The 17177-nt window shown below is 31.7% G+C and carries 17 protein-coding genes; 8 read left to right on the plus strand and 9 right to left on the minus strand.

Annotated features, from left to right (window positions below; translation table 11 throughout):
• Positions 1-261: 261 nt before the first annotated feature.
• From AAGU07_RS11440 to AAGU07_RS11450, 3 genes are all read right to left on the minus strand, one after another.
• On the minus strand, positions 262-942 hold the full coding sequence (locus tag AAGU07_RS11440) for a DUF2100 domain-containing protein (RefSeq protein WP_342459199.1): 681 nt from the start codon (positions 940-942) through the stop codon (positions 262-264).
• 98 nt (positions 943-1040) lie between these two features.
• A complete protein-coding gene (locus tag AAGU07_RS11445) occupies positions 1041-2057 on the minus strand; it encodes a histone deacetylase (protein WP_342459200.1) in 1017 nt (338 codons plus the stop codon).
• A gap of 23 nt (positions 2058-2080) precedes the next feature.
• Positions 2081-2386, minus strand: a complete 306-nt coding sequence (locus tag AAGU07_RS11450) for a DUF2769 domain-containing protein (protein ID WP_342459201.1) — start codon at positions 2384-2386, stop codon at positions 2081-2083.
• A 140-nt stretch (positions 2387-2526) separates the two neighbouring features.
• Between AAGU07_RS11450 and AAGU07_RS11455 the strand changes: the two genes are divergently transcribed.
• A complete protein-coding gene (locus AAGU07_RS11455) occupies positions 2527-2994 on the plus strand; it encodes an HIT family protein (protein WP_342459202.1) in 468 nt (155 codons plus the stop codon).
• Between the two features lie 26 nt (positions 2995-3020).
• Here the strand turns inward: AAGU07_RS11455 and AAGU07_RS11460 are convergent, their stop codons facing one another.
• Both AAGU07_RS11460 and AAGU07_RS11465 read right to left on the minus strand, forming a co-directional pair.
• Positions 3021-4409 (minus strand): MFS transporter, encoded by a 1389-nt coding sequence (locus AAGU07_RS11460; RefSeq protein WP_342459203.1) that lies wholly within the window; start codon positions 4407-4409, stop codon positions 3021-3023.
• Between the two features lie 131 nt (positions 4410-4540).
• Positions 4541-5464, minus strand: coding sequence for a prenyltransferase (locus AAGU07_RS11465; RefSeq protein ID WP_342459204.1), 924 nt, complete (start codon positions 5462-5464; stop codon positions 4541-4543).
• Positions 5465-5959: 495 nt separating this feature from the next.
• Here AAGU07_RS11465 and AAGU07_RS11470 point away from each other — a divergent pair, with 495 nt between their 5' ends.
• Genes AAGU07_RS11470 through AAGU07_RS11480 form a run of 3 tightly spaced genes read left to right on the plus strand, consistent with a single transcriptional unit; the run spans position 5960 to position 7460 of the window.
• Entirely contained in the window at positions 5960-6469 is a 510-nt protein-coding gene (locus AAGU07_RS11470; protein WP_342459205.1) for a spore germination protein GerW family protein, read from the plus strand.
• Positions 6470-6494: 25 nt separating this feature from the next.
• Positions 6495-7112 carry a DUF2953 domain-containing protein gene (locus tag AAGU07_RS11475; protein ID WP_342459206.1) on the plus strand — a complete coding sequence of 206 codons (618 nt, stop codon included), beginning with the start codon at positions 6495-6497 and terminating at the stop codon, positions 7110-7112.
• Positions 7113-7460, plus strand: a complete 348-nt coding sequence (locus AAGU07_RS11480; RefSeq protein ID WP_342459207.1) for a hypothetical protein — start codon at positions 7113-7115, stop codon at positions 7458-7460.
• A gap of 52 nt (positions 7461-7512) precedes the next feature.
• Here the strand turns inward: AAGU07_RS11480 and AAGU07_RS11485 are convergent, their stop codons facing one another.
• Both AAGU07_RS11485 and AAGU07_RS11490 read right to left on the minus strand, forming a co-directional pair.
• Positions 7513-8007, minus strand: a complete 495-nt coding sequence (locus AAGU07_RS11485) for an Lrp/AsnC family transcriptional regulator (protein ID WP_342459208.1) — start codon at positions 8005-8007, stop codon at positions 7513-7515.
• A gap of 207 nt (positions 8008-8214) precedes the next feature.
• On the minus strand, positions 8215-8934 hold the full coding sequence (locus AAGU07_RS11490; protein WP_342459209.1) for a DUF4013 domain-containing protein: 720 nt from the start codon (positions 8932-8934) through the stop codon (positions 8215-8217).
• Positions 8935-9298: 364 nt separating this feature from the next.
• On the opposite strand from AAGU07_RS11490, the gene AAGU07_RS11495 reads away from it, so the two are divergent.
• A complete protein-coding gene (locus AAGU07_RS11495; RefSeq protein WP_342459210.1) occupies positions 9299-9991 on the plus strand; it encodes a hypothetical protein in 693 nt (230 codons plus the stop codon).
• Positions 9992-10143: 152 nt separating this feature from the next.
• Here the strand turns inward: AAGU07_RS11495 and AAGU07_RS11500 are convergent, their stop codons facing one another.
• Entirely contained in the window at positions 10144-11310 is a 1167-nt protein-coding gene (locus tag AAGU07_RS11500) for a tRNA (guanine(10)-N(2))-dimethyltransferase (protein ID WP_342459211.1), read from the minus strand.
• A 525-nt stretch (positions 11311-11835) separates the two neighbouring features.
• On the opposite strand from AAGU07_RS11500, the gene AAGU07_RS11505 reads away from it, so the two are divergent.
• The 3 genes from AAGU07_RS11505 to AAGU07_RS11515 all read left to right on the plus strand — a co-directional run bounded on the left by AAGU07_RS11505 (position 11836) and on the right by AAGU07_RS11515 (position 15470).
• Positions 11836-12729: a type II CAAX endopeptidase family protein gene (locus tag AAGU07_RS11505; protein ID WP_342459212.1), complete on the plus strand. Its 894-nt coding sequence runs from the start codon at positions 11836-11838 to the stop codon at positions 12727-12729.
• 310 nt (positions 12730-13039) lie between these two features.
• Positions 13040-14137, plus strand: coding sequence for a DegT/DnrJ/EryC1/StrS family aminotransferase (locus AAGU07_RS11510; RefSeq protein WP_342459213.1), 1098 nt, complete (start codon positions 13040-13042; stop codon positions 14135-14137).
• 592 nt (positions 14138-14729) lie between these two features.
• The gene (locus tag AAGU07_RS11515; RefSeq protein ID WP_342459214.1) at positions 14730-15470 is read left to right on the plus strand and encodes a hypothetical protein; all 741 of its coding nucleotides are present in this window, start codon (positions 14730-14732) and stop codon (positions 15468-15470) included.
• A gap of 131 nt (positions 15471-15601) precedes the next feature.
• On the opposite strand, the gene AAGU07_RS11520 is transcribed toward AAGU07_RS11515, so the two are convergent.
• Positions 15602-16981: a DUF2142 domain-containing protein gene (locus tag AAGU07_RS11520; RefSeq protein ID WP_342459215.1), complete on the minus strand. Its 1380-nt coding sequence runs from the start codon at positions 16979-16981 to the stop codon at positions 15602-15604.
• Positions 16982-17177 lie beyond the last annotated feature (196 nt).

Consider the following 17177-nt stretch of genomic DNA (forward strand, 5'->3'; position numbering starts at 1 on the left):
TTAACCATTTTTTTAGTATTACTAAACTGTCAATATTGAATATGCAGATAGTTTAGTATATCTAATTTGATAATCAATTTTTTATATCTTTAGTTTTTTAATTATTTATAATTTTAAATACGGATTAATGATTTATAAAGGTAAGTAAATAATCATTAAATCTTTATTAAAATCATTTTCAAAGTAAAATAAAAATAAATTTGGTACTGAAATACTTTAAATGGAAGAATATTAGTTGTATCACTTCCACTTAAATAAAGCTTAAATTTTGGTTATTATATCCTTAAATTCTTCTGGAGTTAAGTCCTTTAAATTGTCTAAGGTAACTACATTTGCATTGTAAATTTCTTCTGCTCTTTTACCCAGAAGTTCGCTAGCTTTATCTGATTCAATAATTACTAAAATCTTTTCTAAGCTAAGGCTGTTCATTTTTCTACTAATATCATTTTTTATGTGTTCTATTTTCTTTGAAATTGCCCCTAATGCAGCTTCAGGAATTTTAGGATTGATAATCTTCATATCTTCTACTTCAAGAGGTACGCCTGCAACAAGTATCTGCTGAGCGTCAACTCCGAACTTGGATATCATTTTTCTAAAGTTTCCTTTACTTGTTAAAATTAAAAGACCCTCAGATAATTTTTTAATCTCTTCTTCAATGCTTTCTTTTTCAATGACTCCAAAATTCGCAAGCATGCTGTCTATTTTATTTCTCACGTTTAAAATTTTCCCGCAAAATAAGTTCGCATTATTTTCATTGAGTTTGTGAGAAGGCCTGCTTGAATAAATAAATTCTTCTGCCTCAATCAGTTCATCTAAAATTTCTCCGAAGAGCTTAACGTCTATATTCCCTTCTTTGGGGGCTTTAAATTTTTCACCTGTAGTTTTAGATTTCCCTGCTTCTTTAATTAGTAACTGAGCTTGATGAAGTCTAAGTTTTTCCATAAATATCACCGTTAATTAAATTTTGTGGAGAAAATAATTCTTTGATGTGTTAATATTTATTTAACTTATTTATATTTCCTCGTTGATTAGTATAAGACCTAAAATTCATAAAATGGCGAAAATACATCTTTTATTTCATTAAACGTATTCTTTGTACTTTCTGAAACTTTCAGTTCATGTTTATAATTATCATGGCTTATATTATTTAGTGCATTTATCATTTTAACATTACACCTTGAAAGAATGTTTAAGTTGTATCCCCCTTCTAAAATCAGAGCTAATGAACCTGCAATACCCATCATTTTTCCTGCTATATATTCATAGAACTCATCAGTAAGAGATAGACTTGAAAGTGGATCATCTGCATGTCCATCAAACCCAACATCCATAAAATAAAAGTCTGCATTAAATTTAGATGATGCAGGTTCAAGAATTTTATCCAGAATGTAAATATAATCGTCTGTAGTTGATCCAGGGGCCATTGGAATATTTAAATTATAGCCTTCACCATTACCCTTACCAATTTCTTCTACAAATCCATCTCCTGGAAACAATGTTCTTGGATTTTGATGAATAGAGATATAAAAGACATCAGGATCCTCATAGAATATCTCTGATGTTCCATTTCCAAAGTGAACATCAAAATCAAATATAAAAAATTTCTTAATTTTGTGTTCATGCCTTAAATATTCTAAAGCTATAGCTATGTTATTAAATATACAAAATCCCATAGATTTATTTCTTGTCGCATGGTGTCCTGGAGGTCTCACAAGTGCATATGCACTGTTATGCCCATTTAAAACTAAATCTGCTGCTTTAATTGCACCGCCAGCTGCAAGTTTTGCAATTTCGTAAGTTTGTGGAGATGCATACGTGTCATAGTCTATATATCCACCTCCATTCTGGCAGAAAGATTTAATGTGTTCAACGTGAGCTTTGGAATGAACTCTTAAAATATCCTCTTTTGTTGCAGATGGGGGACAAATGCAATGAATTTTACTTAGAATACCTTCATTTTTTAGAGAATTAATTATGGCATTTAAACGTTCTTTATTTTCAGGATGGTTTCCAGTATCATGCTTTTTATAGTCTTTGCAGTAGACAAGTGCATTCAACTTAAACACCTATTTTTTATTTATTATATCTTTATTGTATACAGTTCATCACGTCTTTCTATTTCTTTATCTCTTGAGCAGTAAAAGGACAACTTTAGGTCATATTTTTGGTGTACACTGCAATCTTGGGGACATAGACATACTCTTTCATCCACTGGACAATTACTTTCACCTAAAATGCAGAAAAGGAGCTCTTTGCTTTTTCGTGTACAGTTATTGTAAGTTGGGCATTCATGGCAGATGCAGTCCTTCCTTAACTCTGCAATGAATTTATCTTTATCTGAACTGCTCATTTTATTCAATTCGTTTTTTAAATCCTCAAATTTCATAATGCTCTTAATTTATATTTTTGAAATTTGAATGTATTAAATGATGCTGTAAGTTTAATAAAAAAATTCGTATATTATAATAAAATTAAAATGTGTTAAATTCAGTATATTTTAATATAAACGCTAGGAATGGAATGGGTATGGAATGTAAGTATTTTGAAAAATTAAAGGATTACAATTATGGGGATTTAATAACTGAAACAGACTACTGGATTATTTTACTTGCACCTGATCAGAGGAACCTTGGAACATGTGTTATAGCTTTAAAAAGATTTGAAGGAGATCTGGCAGAGTTAGATGATAAAGAATGGCTGGAGTTTAGTAAAATTGTTAAAAAATTAGAATACGCGCTTAAAACAGCATTTAATTCCACAATGTTTAATTGGGGCTGCTTGATGAATTCTTCTTACCGTAAAGATCCTCCAGATCCACATGTGCACTGGCATATGATACCTCGATATAAAGAAAAAACGGAATTTAAAGGCCTTATTTTTGAAGACCCCTGTTTTGGATCCAGTACAATGAAAGCAAAAGGCGGCATCCGTAAAGTTGCAGAAGGTGTCCGGATAAAAATCATTAAAGAAATAAAAGATAATTTTGAGATATAGATTTTAATGGGATAATCTTAGTTATTTTAATTATTACCCATTGAATTCTTATTTTTACCCATTAAAATCAATCCAAATATTGCTGCAAAGCAAACTGCTGTATAAACAAGGAATGCAATATTTAAGCTTTTTAAAAATGTCATATAATACTGGAACGTTATCTGGACATTTCCAAGATACATTGCAAAAATTAGAAGTACAACTCCCATACTCAGCAGCTGCCCAGTAAATACCATGGTTGAAACAGTTGCCGAAGCAGTTCCATAAGTTTTTTTGCTTACAGAACTCATGCTTGCATTTGTGGCGGGGGACGAAAAAAGTGCCAGGCCAGTTCCAACAAGGATTAATCCTGAAATTATTATGTATAAGGGAGTATTTTCGTTTAAGAAAACGAACAAAGAAAGGCCAATAGTTGTAATACCCATTCCTATTGATGTAATTGTGCGGGTTTCAACTTTATCTGATATTCTCCCTGCAAAGGGGGATAAAACAGCTACAGACAGAGGTTGTAAAACAAGAATGATTCCTGCAGCATTGGGACTCAGCAGTTTTAGATATTGAAGATAAAGGCTTAACAGATAAGTCATTGCAGAAGTTCCAAGATTAATTATTAAAATTGAAATTATTGAAATAGTAAAAAATGTGTTTCTAAAGATAGAAATCCTTAAAAGAGGGTGTTTCAATCTAGTTTCATATTTTATAAAGATCAGAGTTCCTAAAATACCAATTAGTATCAGATACTTACCTGTGTTTCCATCGGGAAGTGTAGAAAATCCCTGCATTAATGTTATCATTATAAAAATAAAGAGTATAGCACCTACAAAATCGAAGTTTTCTCCTTTACATCCGGCCCATTCTGATTTGAACTTCAATAAAATAATTGAAATTATTAAAATACCGAATGGGATGTCGAAAATAAAAATAGTTCTCCATCCAAACTGCTGAATTAAAAACCCGCCCAGTATCAGGCCACTGAAAATTCCTGTGTAAACTGATGTAACATAAATTCCATATGCTCTTCCCCTTTCTTTTTCTTCAAAAACTGAAGAGATAAGGGCCACTCCAGTTCCAAAAATCATTGAACAACCCATGCCCTGTAAAAATACAAATACAATGAGCAAAATTTCAGAAGGAGTGATTGCAGCGAGAAATGATGCCAATGTAAAAAGTGCAACACCATAGCTAAAAATTTTTTTTCTTCCATATATGTCAGCTAATCTTCCAAAAGGAAGTATAAATGCTGCATTAGCTAAAATAAATACTGTTGGGATCCAGCTTAATAAAATAGCATTTAACGAGAAGTCTGCACCAATGGATGGGATGGCAATATTTAGAGAAGTTCCCATAAATGGTACGAGGAAAGAGCCAAGTGCCACAGTGATTAAAACAATATTTTTAATCTCATTGTTTTTCATTTTTATAGTTCCAAATTAACTAATTATAATTTAAATTTGTTTTCAGTTGAGGTTTAAAACTTTAAATTAGACTCTAATTTCATTTATATGCTATTTATTATTTGTATAATAAATTAATTAATATATTCTATCTATTTAATGAGATATAAAAAATAGAAGTTTGTTAAAGTTAAAAATATGGTTAAAGATATTAGATTTTTATTTATGAGATGTATTGCACTTTTTCTATTTTCTGTTCTTCTTAAATAGCTTAATATGGCAAGACTAAGTGGAATTATTGAGATGAGTGCAATAACTTTAAAATTTAAAATTGGGGGATACAAACTGGTAATTGAGATACTAAAAAAGGATAATGTGGCCAGTATTCCTGAGACCACAATTATTTTAAAGCCAAATTTACGTCCCTTGGATACAATCCATGTAATTTTACCTCCAAGTTTATCTCCTTCCATGTCTGGAATTTGAACTGCACAGATAAATAACATCTGGTAAAGCAGTAAAGGTATTGAAAAAATGATAAAAGGCATGTCTATTGTTCCCATTAATGTTAAGTAACCTATAGCAGGCATCACGAAACCTGCAGAGATGGTTGCAAGTTCTCCAAGTTTATTGTAGGATAATCTAATTGGAGGAGCAGCGTAAAACCATCCTAAAAGGTTTGCAAATACCATAAACAAAAAGAACCATAGGGGATAAGAAAATAATAACACAAATACTACGGCAATGATTAAAGATAAGCTTAAAAGCACAACTGAAAACCACTTTGAAAATTTCTTAAGTTCTGGATTTTTAACTAGAATTCCACTTCCACCTGCAAACTGGCTTGGCTTGCCATATTTATCTGTTTCTAAGTCAAAATAATCGTTGCTGTAATGCATAGAAAGCTGTGCAGTAAATAAAATAGCATAACCAAGTAAAAATTTACTTAAAGAAAATTCGGCATTCAATAAAACTGCAAGAAATGCTCCAGTACAAAAATATAGGAAGCTTCCAAGTAAAAATTGAAAACGGCCAAGTTTAACAACTTTAATGACGTTATCATAATTTAAATTCATGGCATATTCCTCTAGTTGATATGAATTAATTTTATTGGATGTCATATTACTTTTTTACTATCTTTGTAATAATTGAAATTTTAAGCCCTTAATTTATTTGCATGTAAGGGTCTTTATTTCATAAGCAATGGTAGTTTGGATGTTTATGGTGCAAATATCTTAGATTAATTGAGTTTCGTGTGCATACTTAACATTAAAATAGAATTAACTATCATGGTTGAGTTAATGGTTGTGAATTTATTTCTTAACTTGGCTTTTTTTATTCATGGGTATTAATTAAAAGATATTTTATGTATGATAGTATTACTAAATTATAAATAGTTATGATCACATATTAGAAATAGACTAATTTTGGAGGTTGAGAAAAATCAAAGTCTACAAAAATTGGATGTTTTTGTGGCGTTAAATCTGTGATTTTAGCGCAATAAAAACAGAATTTTTGTATATTTTGCATTTGAGAGCCTCAAAAATGAAATTTTTGGAGGTAGATGTTTTATGGCAGAAATGGAAGGAGATATGAAGGGAATAAGTGATGTAATTAAAACAACTATAGATGAGCTTTTGAAAGTTTTAGCCACTGATAATGTGATAGGAGAAACAATGGAAGTGGATGACAAAGTAATAATCCCATTAACTAAAATTGGCCTGGTGTTTGGAACAGGAGCTGGAATGGGAGGCATGCGCGACAATAAGGGAAGTGGTGCAGGTGCAGGTGGAGGCGCAGGAATAACTCCTTTATCTGTAATAGTAGCATTTAAAGATGTAAAAGGTCCAGAAGGTGTCCAAATATTATCTGTACACGGTATGGGCCCTCTAGCTAAGATGATGACAGACGTAGGGCACGCTGCAAAACAAATGGTAGAAGAAAGCGGAGGACCTGAAGGAATAATGAAAAAAGGAATGAAAATGGCCAAAAAAGGAAAAGAAGAAATGGGTAGTGGAGAATCTGGAGGTAAATCTGAAGGAGTTACACCTCGCGGGCCTGGTTCAGAACCTAAAATGTAATATTTTAAAAGAGAGTGGATCATAATTGGTAAACATCATTGCAGCCATCATAGTCCTTATTATTGTATTGATTATAATAGGGATTTTGGTGGTTCCTTTTCATATTTCTTTGGAATTATTCAGGCGAAATAAAGTTAATCAGGGCTATTTGAGAGTTAAGTGGTGGAAAATTAAAATTATAGGCCGAGAACTTATACAGCCCAAAAAAGAAAAAGAAGAAAAAAAGCATAAGCGCAAATTTGATGTTAAAAAACTTCTCGATGTACTTCCAGATATGCTTCCAAAGGTAATTCCTGATTTTATAGAATCTTTACCTTATTTTATTGATATAATGGAGTCATCTTTAAGATCTATTTCTATAGAAAGAATTACACTTAATCTTATTTTTGGATTGGGAGATTCTGCAGATACTGCCATGGTTGGGGGTCTTTTCTGTTCTGTAGCTGCAATTGTAAATGCAATTCCAAATACATACTTTTCAGTAGAACCTGATCTTAAAAATGAGAGGTTAGAAGGTTCATTTAATATTAAAATGAAATTAAGGTTACTTGGGATCGTTGCAACATCTTTAAAGGTTTTAACTAAGAAACCTGTTAGATCCCTTCTTTGGGAACTTAGAAAGTTAAGGGGAGTGTTTATTTAAATGAATCTTTTAAACATGTCATGTTTTAAAATATTCAACCGTGAAAATGAGGATGAAAAAGATATATCTTCAATGTTTAAAGAGTTCTGTGGGAATTGCAATATAGAAATGCCCATATGGGATAAGGTAGTTGCAAAACCGATTAAAGCAGCGGATAGAACTATCTATCCGATAATTGATGTTGTGACTGTAGGAAATAATATGCCTGCTTTTATGGGAGTAGAAATTTTTCCAGTTGCACTGGTTATTGAAGAGTCTGGAGAAAAATATGCTGTTTCAATTACTGGAGAAGAAATTAATTCTGATGAACTTGTAGATATGGTCTTTAAAGAGAATAAAAAACAGTAATTATAATCTATTTTATAATTTAAAAAAATAAATGGTTAATTTACCTTAAAAATTAAATTTCGTTATCTTCTTCTTCGATAATTTCGGAAGAGCCAAGATCTTCCTTTACTATATTTAAAACGGTTTGGGTATATGTTCTCTGTACATCTGGCTCTTTTAGGAGTTCTTTTATGAACGCATCAAGTTCGGTCGTATCTCTGAATTTAGCTATTAATATGGCATCATATTCGCCAGTAACATCGTATATACCAAGTACATTTTTGTTATAGGCTGTTTTATCTTCCCAATTTCGTAAAACTCCGCCTTTGACTTTAACGCCAATTACAGTAGTTAATTTATATCCAACTTTAGAGTGATCTAGAAGTGGAACAAATTTTTTAATGATTCCTGTTTTTGTAAATTTATCAACTCTGTTGTGAACTGTACCTACGGATATGTCTAATTCACGTGAGATCTTCCTGTAAGACATTCTTCCGTCTTCATTTAATAAGTTAAGAATTTTCCTGTCAATTTCATCTAGTTTGGTTGGTCCCTCGTCATCTCTCATTTTTATCACTGTATTTTTAATTAATGAAAATTATGAACAATGTTTACATGTTATCAATTTATAATTTAAATACGTTGCACATTCTTATAAAATTAACTGGTTTGATGAGAATATATAATTATTTAAAACAAAAATTATCGTTTTTAGGAAATCTGAATTTTAGGTTAAAATAAGATTTAAAAAATAAAAAAAATAAAAAAATATTGTTTATTTTGAAGGTTCTTGCACTGATTCGTTAGAATTATATCTCATCTCTTGGGATAAGAATAGTAGTGATAGGGATCTTGCATAGAACAGTGATATGTATGCTAGTACTAAGATGAAAAGCACTGGAATTAATATAATGCCAATAATTGTAATTGCGAGTACAAATGTGATAGCTACTGCAATTAAACCGATAATTAAAGATACTAATACCACTACAATATACCAAATTATATAATCTACCCATCCGATTTGGGATATATAATCAAGTATTTCACTGAATCTAAACGCTGCACTAAATTCTCCATCGTTATATGCTAAATTGGCTACTGCAATAATCTCTATAAAACCTATAATTATGGCTAATATTACATAAACTATGTATCCTGCAATTAATGCATAAAAAGCAGCTCCAGAAAGCATGCCTGCATTCATGGCTACATTTTGTCCTGCTCCTAAACCTGCAGATATTATCCAAACGGGAATGCTGTAAATTATCCCTACTATGAATAGTTTAAGACCATCGATAAATAATTCACCAATGTCATCAAAATTAGGGAGTTCTGATATTCCTGCTAAATTTGATTTCAGGGCTCTTAAAAAGTAGCCTATACCTATAAAATTTATTATGGGAATAATCATCAGTATGCCTAATATCAAAAGTTTCCCTAAATCGGATGTAGGGTATCTAATACTATCAGATATATTTTCTCCAATATCCATGGTTTAACCTCCTTTAATTTTATGTGGCATGTGCCAATTATTTCATATAGTGTTTCACATATATAAATAAAATAATGTTTAACAAAAATAACAAAATTTAATAATTAAAAAGTAAATATTTAGTTTGTATTGCTTTTATTTTCAATAAATAAGTGTTTTTTTCGGTTTTTTATAAGTATCTCCTTTTAATTAAGATCATTAATAGGGCAAAAATTTAACTACTATGATGAAAAATGATATTTAAAGATTATTAAACTTTAATTTAAAACGGAAAGAACAAAAATAATTAGCTTTAAGCAAATATTTACAATTATTACAAATTAAATTAATATTTATTGCACATATGCAAAGTGCAGGTGAACAAATGAAATGGGGAATAGTCGTTATAGTAATCTTATTGCTTATTGGGGGTTATATCTATGCTTCAAGTGCAAATGGAGATATAGAACCATTAGGAAGGCTAGGATTTGTTAAACTTGCTAATCCAGACATGTACCCTGGACATCCGCACTCTGAACTACTTGCAAAATATGCGGAAGAGAGAGGGTCAAAATGTGCTCTAGTTGTGCACTTTGCTGGAAGTTCGAACTATCGTAGCTATAAAGAAGGGGATGTATATATAATAGAACTGGCGTTCCATGATACTCAGGGTAACGGTGCTGCAGGTAATGTAAACTATTTTGATTCACTTAAAGTTGCCTTATTCGGTGTTCCTGATGGCAGATATACCTACAAATCCGATGGAAAAGTCTACAACACCTATGAAGAGGCGATGGATCATGTATATGAACTTGCAAAGGAACATGGTCAGGTAGGCCCTATTCCAATGGTATGGCACGGAACGGCAAGAAGCGGAAACCCTATGATAACTCAGGGCTGTGGATATCCACTATTTTTTGATATAGTGAGAAGAGAATATGGAATAATCCCGGCATATTATTATACGCTTAAAGGGATGCTATTGCCGTACTTAGGTGATCCTTACAGGAATTTCGAGCTGTCGCACGCTTCATCGCTCCAGTATTATTACACACACGGGATGCTTGATTATGAATAAATTCATTTTTAAGCATTAAAATTATTTTTTTAGTTTTTACTCATTTTATTTTTAGATTTAAAATATGAAAAGTTATTTTTTCAATTACATAAACATACTTCTCAAGACTTAGAGATTTCAAAGTCATATTTGGGTTATATATTTCAAGAGTATTAAACCGGGTCGCATGTTTTTAAGCGCGAGATTATTTCTTTTAGTTTATCCACAGGGGCGTCTGTCTTAATCCCTGTAGGTTTAAAATGAGTTCTTGATACGAAATATCCCTCTTCTTTAATTAATTCTAAAACAGCATCAAGACGAGGAGAGCTTGTTTTCATTTTTTTACAGATCTGGTGGAGGTCATAAAAAGTTGCAGGACCGTTTGCTTCTTGGTATGTCACATTCAAAAGTTTAGACGCTTTTTTTTCCTGATTTATCTTTGTATTTTCCATATTTTTTAGCATTGTTTCTATAAACTGCTGATCTAAAATACTGCTGCACCACAGGGGACCTACAGTCTTAAAATTTTTACCACATACTGGGCAGATAGAACTGGTTTTAGGAGTTATACCTTGAACTACAGTTCTATTAAGGCAGTTTTCACAGTGCAATACGTATCCTATGTCCTTTTTTAGGGATTCGTCTGTTATCTTTGCTCCTTTTTTGACCCTTGCATATATTCGCATGTAGTGCTCAGTACTGTGTGAGAATAATATTTCAATGCACTTTTTATATTTGGAAAATGTCCTTGCAATAAATCCTGCAAGAATTCTAACCCCTAGCTCATGACAGTATTCAGTTTTAAGGGGCATGGCGCCGTATTTTCTAACACATGGATCTTTATACGTCCCACATAGCCCTGAAGTGTCAGTAGCTGTTGCGCAGATCATTCCTCCTGCTTTTAAACTAATTCCTGCAGATTCCATGTAATAAGATGGGGTACCGAATGGATCTATATCCACAATGTCGAATTTTCCTTTGCATTTCCTAAGTAAAATGTTTGCATCCTCTTTGCATGTTTTTACGTTGTTTAAATCGTTTATTTCAATATTTTCATTTGCAAATTGGATTGCTAAGGGGTTTATATCAGTTACAACTACCCTGGAGACATTTTCTATCTCCTTTGCATATCTCACGCCTCTGATTCCACTTCCTCCAAAAGCATCACATATGTTGATTTCATGCTCTAATTCTTCTTTATAAGTCTTTATTGCAATTACAGATATGTCTCTGTTAAGTTCCATTACTGGATTGTAAAAAACGGGAGCTTTAGACGATATTTTATCAAATTCGGGGGTTTTAATCGTTACAAGCCCTTCATGAATGATTTTAGTGTCCATAATTTAACCATGCCCTTTTTATGATTGTTTTTAAATAAATTGAATAGGTAAATTTAATCAAATACAAATTTTTTAGAATTATTAAAATATAGTAAATTCATTTATTAATTTAATCTTTTATAACTTTAAATTCATTTCCCTGAAATTAAATTACTTAAAGTGTTGCAAATTAATTAAAAATTAGATTTTTAATGGGAACAAACTGAACTGCATTATAATTTAATTATTTTTATCAGGTTAAAATCATTTTTCTAATGGAAGTAAATATGATTTTATACAACTTATTTATGTTACAGTGAATAACATACTTTTTAAACTTAATAAATTTAGGTAATTAAATTTAGGTTTAGTTTTAAAGCATGTAAATACATTTTGTATAGATCAACTAATCCAGAACATTTGGTTATTCACTATAAATCAAATGAATGAATATTATTAATAATTAAATACAAATAGTTATACTCTAGTACTAGAACTAATGGGGGAATAATTATATCAAAAATTCCATTTTTATATAATGCAGAAGTGGGTAAAAATAGCTGGTGGAGATACATTGTCACGATTGTAGCGACATGGGGAATACAGGGAATAGTAGGAATTCTTGTGGCTGTGCTTTTTGTAGTATTCTTAATTATGCAAAATGGTATTTCTGCAGTGGGTTTAAATATTCAATCTATTCAATCGAATTCGCTGTTTCTGGTAGCGCTGGCATTAGTTGGTTTTGCAGCTTCATACTTTGTTTTTTATCTTTGCACACGTTTTATACATCGAAGGCCATTCATATCGTTATTTACTACTAAATCGCGAATTAATTGGGTTAGGATGATAAAAGGAGCAGTATTATGGTTTTTAATATTGGGAATGTTAACTTTAATCTTCTATTTGATTAATCCTGCAAGTTATAAGGTAACATTTAATCCCAGTACCTTTGGTTTGCTTTTGATTTTAAGTTTGATAACATTTCCAATACAGGCATCATTTGAAGAAGTATTTTTCAGGGGATATTTAATGCAGGGAGTAGGTTTATTAAGTAAAAAACCAATTGTACCCATTTTAGCTACTTCCTTTTTGTTTGGCCTTGGACATATTATGAATGGAACGGGTATGACCTTAAGCATATTTCCATTAATTGAAACAGTTATAATCGGTATAGCGCTGGGTATTATAACTTTGGGGGAAGGCGGTATAGAAACTGCAGTTGGAATACATGTCATTAATAATCTTTATGCGGTGCTTGTAGTTAGTACTCCTGATGGTATATTTGGTAATTTACCTTCTATCATAATGGCGTCATCTAGTCCTTTGGGCGATATTCTTACAACAACCGCAGTCGCTGTAATTGCAGTGGTAATTATATTCTGGAATAAAAAAGATAAATTAAGGGATATATTTAGATGGGAAGACGCAGAACTTAGTTAAATTTATTTAAATTACTTTTTATCTATTTTTAAGGGTTATGTAAAAATCAATTTTAGGGAATATAACTAAAAAAATGGTTAATTTAAAACCAATTAATTTTTAATTCAGCCTAATTTAGATTGAAAAAGTGCAGTCAAATAATAAACTATCATTTTAAAATAAAAATTTAGATAACTCAAGCCACTTTAAATATTTGAAAGTTGAAATAAATATTATAAAAATAAACGATGGGTGAGATAATAATTGTTGTTTGATGTTTATCGTTTATTTTTACTTTAAACTAATCTTGATTAATTAAAGGTGATACTTGATGATACCAATTGCTAAACCATTTATTGGTGATGAAGAAATTAAGGAAGTAGAGGCTGTTTTAAGATCTGGATTCATTGCACAAGGGCCAAAAGTTGCTGAATTCGAAGAAAAGTTTGCAGAATATATTGGCACTAGACATGCTGCTGCTACAAGTTCTGGGACCACAGCATTACATGTTGCCCTTCTTTGTGCTGGAATTGGTAAAGGTGATGAAGTAATAACCACTCCGTTTTCCTTTGCTGCAACAGCAAATTCTGTCCTTTATGCTGGTGGAAAACCTGTATTTGTGGATATAGACCCTAAAACATATAATATAAACCCTGAAAAAATCGAGGAAGCTATAACAGATAAAACAAAGGCTATATTACCGGTTCATTTGTACGGACAGCCTGCAGATATGGATCAGATATGCAAAATAGCGGAAGATCATGACTTAAAAGTAATAGAAGACGCTGCACAGGCTCATGGAGCTATTTACCATGGTAAAAAAGTAGGGTCCATTGGAGATATGGCTTGTTTCAGTTTTTATCCTACAAAAAATATTACCACGGGTGAAGGCGGTATAATAACCACTGATGATGATGCATTTGACAAAGATGCACGTGCTATACGGGCTCATGGTGAAAGTGAAAGATATGAACATGTTACATTGGGATATAACTTCAGAATGACTGATATCGCAGCAGCAATAGGTGTAGTTCAAATTAAACGGCTTGAAGAGTTCAATGAGAAAAGAATAGAAAATGCAGAATATTTAACTGAACATATAAATTCAATTGAAGGGATTGAATCACCATATGTGGCTGAAAATGTTAGGCATGTGTTCCATCAGTACACAGTAAAGGTAGAAGATGGTAAAAGAGATGAATTAAAGGAATTTTTAAACAATGAAGGAATTGGAACTGGAGTTCATTATCCTAGGACCATATACAACCAAAAACTTTATGAAGATTTAGGATACGCGGCCGACTGTCCTGAAGCGGAAAAAGCAGCGGCTGAAGTTTTATCTCTTCCTGTAAATCCTACCTTAACTGCTGAAGATTTTGGAAAAATAGTATCTGTACTTCAAGATGCTTCGGATAAAATTTTTAAATAATTTAAAAATTTTATTTTTTTAATAAATCTGGTTAATTATTTTTTAGTAAAATATAACCTTATTTTTACTTGTTTTTTTGAAAAATAGTTATTCATGATATTTATTTTTAATATTATCACTTTTTATGGTTTACTTTTTAAATAGGAATATGTCATAAATAATTATTAATACTTTTTATTAATTTAGTATTAATTTTTATAGAACATATTATATAATAATTGTATGGCGTGGAGGTTCTCAAAAATTCATGTAGAATTTTTGGAACTGTCAAAATCTTTGATTTTGACGTTCCAAATGTGAAACATTTGATGACCCAACAAATATTTTCAATATTTTGGGGTCTCAAAATTCGAAGCTTTCAAAAAACCATAGGTTTTTGATGTTTGCGAAGCTTCGCTTCGCAACCGCAAAACGAAGTTTTGCATGCCCAAAAAATCTTCGATTTTTTGAGGAATTTTGGAACTGTCGAAATTTTAATTTTGACGTTCTGAAATTCATAGAATTTCGAGAACCCCAAAATCAGAGCTTGCAAATCTTTGATTTGCGCCCCAAAAATTCACAGAATTTTTGAGGGATTTTGGAGGTTGATAACGTGGTTTTTGAAAATGTGCAACAAGGCATTACGAATTCTGCAAATATGATAATTCAGTTCCTGCCAGCTTTAATTGGTGCTATTATAATCCTGATAATTGGATGGATTGTAGGGCGTGTAGGTGGTAGGCTTTTATCTAAACTACTCCAGAAAACCAATATTGATGAAACGGTGGGCAAAACTGACTTTGGTACAACACTGGAAAAGTCGGGAATGACTATATCTGGGCTATTTGGTTCATTATTTAAATGGTTCATATATCTGATATTCATAATGGCCGCTGTAAACGTCTTAAACATACCAATTTTCGCGGATTTCCTGAATGCAGTAGTGTTATATATACCTAATCTTATCGCAGGTGTACTGGTACTTGTTATAGGATTAATAGCAGTTAATTTCCTCATGAAATGGGTAGGAGGCATGCTAAAAGGAGAAGATGTTCCATTTACTAACTGGATAATCGTCGGATTACAGGCACTGCTTTCTATAGTGGTAATTGTAATTGCATTAGACCAATGGCGTATTCAAACTGCAATTATCTATACTTTCCTGGTTCCGCTGGCATGGGGAATTTCTGCAGGTCTGGCGATTGCAATAGGAATTGCAGTAGGAGTAGGAGCCAAAGATGTTGTAGCAGACTATTTACGGAAAATGGCAGAGACTGGAGAAGCTAAAGAAAAGATGGAAGGAGAAAGCGAAAAAGAAGAGTTTAAAGAACCTGGGGAAGGAATGCCTCGGTAATTTAAGTACAATTTGCTATTTGAAAATTAAAATTTAGAACCCAAACAAAAAATGTTTGGGGATTTCTTTTTATTTATTGAAATAACTCATGTAGTAATAGTTTAAATAGTGTTTGGGGATTTCTTTTTATTTTAGAAATAACTCATGTAGTAATAGTTTATAAAAATAAGCACTACTTTTGACAGAATTAAAATGATAAGCAAGCTCAACATCAATTCAACCAATAATCTGTTTTTAGTTCGTTCGCCCTTTTCATACAGGGTTAAAAACAGCAAGGGCAATACTGGAATTAAATATCTGCCTTGAATTCCATGTATTACTGGTGCTCCAGTATATGTCCATGTAAGATATTCAAGGACGAAAATGGTTCCTGTAATTAACAAAAATACTCCTAAAATAGTATATCTTTGCTTGAGATTTATTTTAAAAGAACCCTTATCAAAAGCAGCTACTAAAAGTATTATAAAGAAATACATGTAGTAAATCAGATTTGGAATAGGTGAATTTGCGTAAGCCCAGTTACCGACCACTATAAATGGAAGTTCTCCTGCATACTGGGATGAAGTGTTTAACATGGTTTGAATGAAGTCTATGGGATAATGCAAAATATAAAGTAATTGATCTTGGAGGGATATGCCTGGATCGAGGGGCATATACAGTCCATTAACCATAAAGTTCCAGAATGCAATTACTAGAACCCCGAGTAAAAACGTAAGTCCAAATATCTTGAACATTTTGGTTCTGCCTTCAAATTTCTTGGAAGGGATTAAGAAGAACAGAAGAATCAGCATGATATATGGCATTTTAGCTAAACTTAATAGTAAACTAATTAGTATTATTATTGCGATGTGTTTTGACGTTATTTGTTTAATGCCGTCATCCAGGGCTAATTTAAGGAAAATTGCAATGGTAAGAAATGATAATGAAATGGCTATACCGTCTGCCGAAAGGGAAGCTGCCTGAAATAGCGTCATTGGCATTAAAGCTATGACTAAGAAGCCCCATTTAAACACAGGAGTTATCTTAATTGCTAAAAATATGATGAGTAACCATAGTAATAGATTTCCGAATCTCCCTAAATACAGCAATATTAAGGGGGATAAATCAAACAATTTTCCAAGAGCTATACTTAATGCAGAGGCTAAATATGGGAGTGGAGAATAAGTTACCACAGCATACTTTGAAATATCTACAAAAGTATTAGTACTGCTTTTAAGTGGAAGATTTAATAGGTATTCCATGTCCATTGATTGATTGTTTAAAATGTAGTATTTCCATTTTTGATAGACGCTGTCTGTCATGATTTTTACAGACTCTGGAACTGAAACCCCTGCTTTATTTCCTATTTTTTCCGGAATTATATGTCCATTGCTTATGTCCCATGACTTATAATAATGTTCATATTCATCAGGAACCTGAAAAGGAGGAATTAATACTAAAAAAGCTATTCCATAAATCAATCCCAGAACAATAAATACATACTGCGGATTTAAACTCTTAATTCTATTCATCACAAGAGATATAGATTTAATTATATAAAAAGTAAACCGGCAAAAGATTCCGTGTGCATTTAATTTTACTTACAATTCATCCAGTATCTGGATAATGTATTATTGGCTTCAACTATTAAATATGGCCATTGTTAGGTACAATAGTTGTGGTATCAATAAGTATTCAAAAAGTTTTTGCTTTATTTGTTAGTGAATT

This window comes from Methanobacterium sp., from assembly GCF_038562635.1.
Classification (GTDB): domain Archaea; phylum Methanobacteriota; class Methanobacteria; order Methanobacteriales; family Methanobacteriaceae; genus Methanobacterium_D.

Bases quoted from the DNA above. Each gene is read 5' to 3' on its own strand.
- AAGU07_RS11440 (WP_342459199.1), bottom strand. From the start codon at position 942: ATGGAAAAACTTAGACTTCATCAAGCTCAGTTACTAATTAAAGAAGCA.
- AAGU07_RS11450 (WP_342459201.1), bottom strand. From the start codon at position 2,386: ATGAAATTTGAGGATTTAAAAAACGAATTGAATAAAATGAGCAGTTCA.
- AAGU07_RS11455 (WP_342459202.1), top strand. From the start codon at position 2,527: ATGGAATGTAAGTATTTTGAAAAATTAAAGGATTACAATTATGGGGAT.
- AAGU07_RS11460 (WP_342459203.1), bottom strand. From the start codon at position 4,409: ATGAAAAACAATGAGATTAAAAATATTGTTTTAATCACTGTGGCACTT.
- AAGU07_RS11465 (WP_342459204.1), bottom strand. From the start codon at position 5,464: ATGAATTTAAATTATGATAACGTCATTAAAGTTGTTAAACTTGGCCGT.
- AAGU07_RS11470 (WP_342459205.1), top strand. From the start codon at position 5,960: ATGGCAGAAATGGAAGGAGATATGAAGGGAATAAGTGATGTAATTAAA.
- AAGU07_RS11480 (WP_342459207.1), top strand. From the start codon at position 7,113: ATGAATCTTTTAAACATGTCATGTTTTAAAATATTCAACCGTGAAAAT.
- AAGU07_RS11485 (WP_342459208.1), bottom strand. From the start codon at position 8,007: ATGAGAGATGACGAGGGACCAACCAAACTAGATGAAATTGACAGGAAA.
- AAGU07_RS11490 (WP_342459209.1), bottom strand. From the start codon at position 8,934: ATGGATATTGGAGAAAATATATCTGATAGTATTAGATACCCTACATCC.
- AAGU07_RS11495 (WP_342459210.1), top strand. From the start codon at position 9,299: ATGAAATGGGGAATAGTCGTTATAGTAATCTTATTGCTTATTGGGGGT.
- AAGU07_RS11500 (WP_342459211.1), bottom strand. From the start codon at position 11,310: ATGGACACTAAAATCATTCATGAAGGGCTTGTAACGATTAAAACCCCC.
- AAGU07_RS11510 (WP_342459213.1), top strand. From the start codon at position 13,040: ATGATACCAATTGCTAAACCATTTATTGGTGATGAAGAAATTAAGGAA.
- AAGU07_RS11520 (WP_342459215.1), bottom strand. From the start codon at position 16,981: ATGAATAGAATTAAGAGTTTAAATCCGCAGTATGTATTTATTGTTCTG.